This is a genomic window from Desulfobacter sp. UBA2225 (assembly GCF_002348205.1).
GTDB classification, from domain to species: Bacteria; Desulfobacterota; Desulfobacteria; order Desulfobacterales; family Desulfobacteraceae; genus Desulfobacter; species Desulfobacter postgatei.
Genome location: NZ_DDYV01000296.1, coordinates 1 through 2,859 on the forward strand (window position 1 = coordinate 1; position 2,859 = coordinate 2,859).

Genomic DNA, 2,859 nt, shown 5'->3' on the forward strand with positions numbered 1-2,859 from the left:
CTGGATCCAAGGGTTACGGATCCGGATGCGCTTCAGGTCCCCATCGGGCTCTATTATCTGGCAACCGGATCCGTAACCCTTGGATCCAGGCAGGATGGATTGACAAACAGAACCTTCACGACTAAAAGGCTTTAAGAATAAGATCTTCAAGTTTACGCTTGGGAACGTGGTGAACCTGATTTTCATCCCTGAAATACCGGATATCCCCGCCGTCATCCACATCATCAATACAGGCTTGTTCCACGGGTTTTCCAAGTGCGATGACCAGTTTGACTTCCAGATGATCGCCAATGCCGAGCAGCGTTTTAAGTTTTTTGATGTTTATGGCGGCAAACATGCATCCTGCCAGCCCCCTTGCCCGGGCACCGAGCAGGATGGTCTGGGCGGCAATGCCGTGGTCGCACCAGAAATTGTTTGAAATAGTGGTATCCCCTAAAATGACAATGTATCCCGTGGGTTGTTCCGCAGGTTCCGGGCCTTTCCACTCTTTTAGATAAGCGGCCCAGGTCAGGCAGGAAAAAATTTTATCGTTTTGTTCCCGGCTGCTGGAAATAATATATTTCAGGGGTTGGTTGTTCGCCCCGGATGCCGTATACCGGGCAAGTTCCACAAGATCGGTCAAGGTTTGTGTATCCAGGGCAAACGCGTTGTCAAACCGTCTGCAGGACCGGTTGGATTTTACCAGTTCTTTGAATTTATCCATTGTTTTTTCCTTTGGGTGAAAGACAGCTGCCCGGTTCTGTGCTAATTCGCGACATTTGTATGTCGATCCAGTCCAGAATTTTGTCCATCTCCCGGGTGATCTCCTGCAATGCCTTTCCCCTGTGGCTGACCGTTGCCTTTTCTTCCATGGATAACTGGGCAAAGGTTTTATTCAGTTCCGGGAAAAAGAACAGCGGATCGTAACCAAACCCGTTATTGCCTGCAGGTTCCCGGGTAAGCACCCCTTCGCAGCGGCCTTCATAGGTCAAAGCCGCACCCGTGGGGACCGCAATGGAGATTACACATTCAAAGGCTGCTTTGCGGTTTTCTTCGTTTTTCATGGCTTCCAGAAGTTTGTCCACATTGTCCTGATCCGTGGCATTTTCCCCCGCGTAACGTGCCGAATATACGCCTGGAGCCCCGCCAAGTGCCTCTACGCAAAGTCCGGAGTCATCTGCCAGAGCCGGATACCCCAGAATTCTGGAAATAAACGACGCCTTTTTATAGGCATTGTCGTCAAAGGTTTCCCCGTCTTCTATCACCTCGGGAATCGGACCGAAATCAGACAGATTTTTTATATCAACCGGATAGCCTTGCAGCCTCTCCTTTAATTCCCTTGTTTTGCCTTTATTGGTCGTGGCCAGTACTAAGATCTGTTTCACCTAAAAGCTCCTTGTGCCGTATTAGACAGTTTTTTTAAAATTTAATTAGGGATTAATATAATTGCTGGTCAACGGTTTGTAAAGGTAAGCCGGTAAGGAAGGCAGGGCCGCGGCAATTAAGGTGCCGCCTTTTTTATCCGGTCTCCTGGTTTTTTGGGCCACCTGCAGCACCTGCAGCTGCGCCATCCTTGTAGCATTGGCTGCCATACCGCACCACCTGACGGCATAGCCCCCGGATTATACTGACTTCCCGAGCTCTGAGCTGGTAGCGGCTTAAAAAATTGCGGGCCTTGTCAAGCCGGTGTTCCGGATTTTCATGATTGATGTAATCGATTCGGGCAAAGGTCTCTTTTAGTTCTTCATACATGTTCTCCAGCTCATGCCGACAGGCCAGCCTGGGGATATGACATTCCGGTGCCCGGGTGCGGGCCTGAAAGAGTTCATAACACATGACCATGACGGCCTGGGCCAGGTTCAGGGAAGAAAATCCGGCTGTGGGAATATTCACAAGCTCGTGGCATAGCTGCAAATCTTCATTGGTCAAACCCCGGTCCTCGGGGCCGAAAAGAACGGCTATCCGGTTTTCTGAAGAAATGGGGATCAGTTTTGCGGCAACATCGGCGGGAGAGGAATTCACCCGGCGTGTGCCACCAAGCCTTGCGGTGGTTCCGACAATCCAGTTGAACGCCCCAAGGGCCTCAGGAAGCGTGCTGCAGACCTTCATGGCCTTTACCAGTCCGGAAGCGGAGTGGGTTGCCACTTTCAGAACACGTTCCATGTCAAGGTGCCTGGGCGCAGACACAATCAACTGCCCCACCCCCATGTTTGCCGCAGCCCGGGCCGCGGCACCAATATTTTCCGGAATCCGGGTATCATGAAGCACAATGGCGACATTTTCCATGCGAATCTTTTGACACATCCTATTCCCCTTTTACGTCCGACTCAAAATCTTTCCGGTGATCAGCGCAGTATCACCGCAGCGGGGTTGCCGCAAGCGTTGCTGCGCACTCTGCGCGATGAAGATAATCATGCCGCATAATCGGTTGTCAACAGATAAAACTGCTACACCCTCAGCTTCACATACGGATCAGTGAAGAAAAAAGAGGTGGCATACCGTGGAGGCAGTTGCCCACATCACGATGGCGTAGAGCCAATTGCTCTGGATGATCAGTTTCGGTGACACCTGGTACCGGCTGACCAGCGCCAATCCGACACCGGACAATGGACTGCTGGCCGTTGCTATGGCCCAGCAACTGAGAAACAGAAAGCCCAGTTGAGAAGGATTCGGGTTGAGCGGAAGAAGCAGGGGACTGGCGATGGAAATGCTGACAACCGGATGAACGCCGGCGATTCCGATGATGATCATCACAGCCAATATCATCGACAGCAGCCCCGGAGTCAAGGCTGATCCCTCAAGGCTGAACAATGCAGGATACACAAGGGTCATTGATTTTATCCCTGCCGAAAAAACACCTGCAGCAAGGAACAGGGTAAA

General features: G+C 51.5%; 3 protein-coding genes and 1 pseudogene. All 4 read right to left on the reverse strand.

The window, feature by feature from the left end; genetic code table 11:
- Positions 1-121 precede the first annotated feature (121 nt).
- A complete protein-coding gene (locus B3D59_RS15470; protein ID WP_286821624.1) occupies positions 122-703 on the reverse strand; it encodes a nitroreductase family protein in 582 nt (193 codons plus the stop codon).
- Positions 696-1,364, reverse strand: coding sequence for an XTP/dITP diphosphatase (locus B3D59_RS15475; RefSeq protein WP_286821626.1), 669 nt, complete (start codon positions 1,362-1,364; stop codon positions 696-698). Before B3D59_RS15475 ends, B3D59_RS15470 begins: the two co-directional genes overlap by 8 nt.
- Before the next feature lie 133 nt (positions 1,365-1,497).
- A complete protein-coding gene (locus tag B3D59_RS15480; protein WP_286821635.1) occupies positions 1,498-2,283 on the reverse strand; it encodes an RNA methyltransferase in 786 nt (261 codons plus the stop codon).
- A gap of 168 nt (positions 2,284-2,451) precedes the next feature.
- Positions 2,452-2,859 (reverse strand): annotated as a pseudogene (locus B3D59_RS15485) (hypothetical protein); the annotation flags it as partial.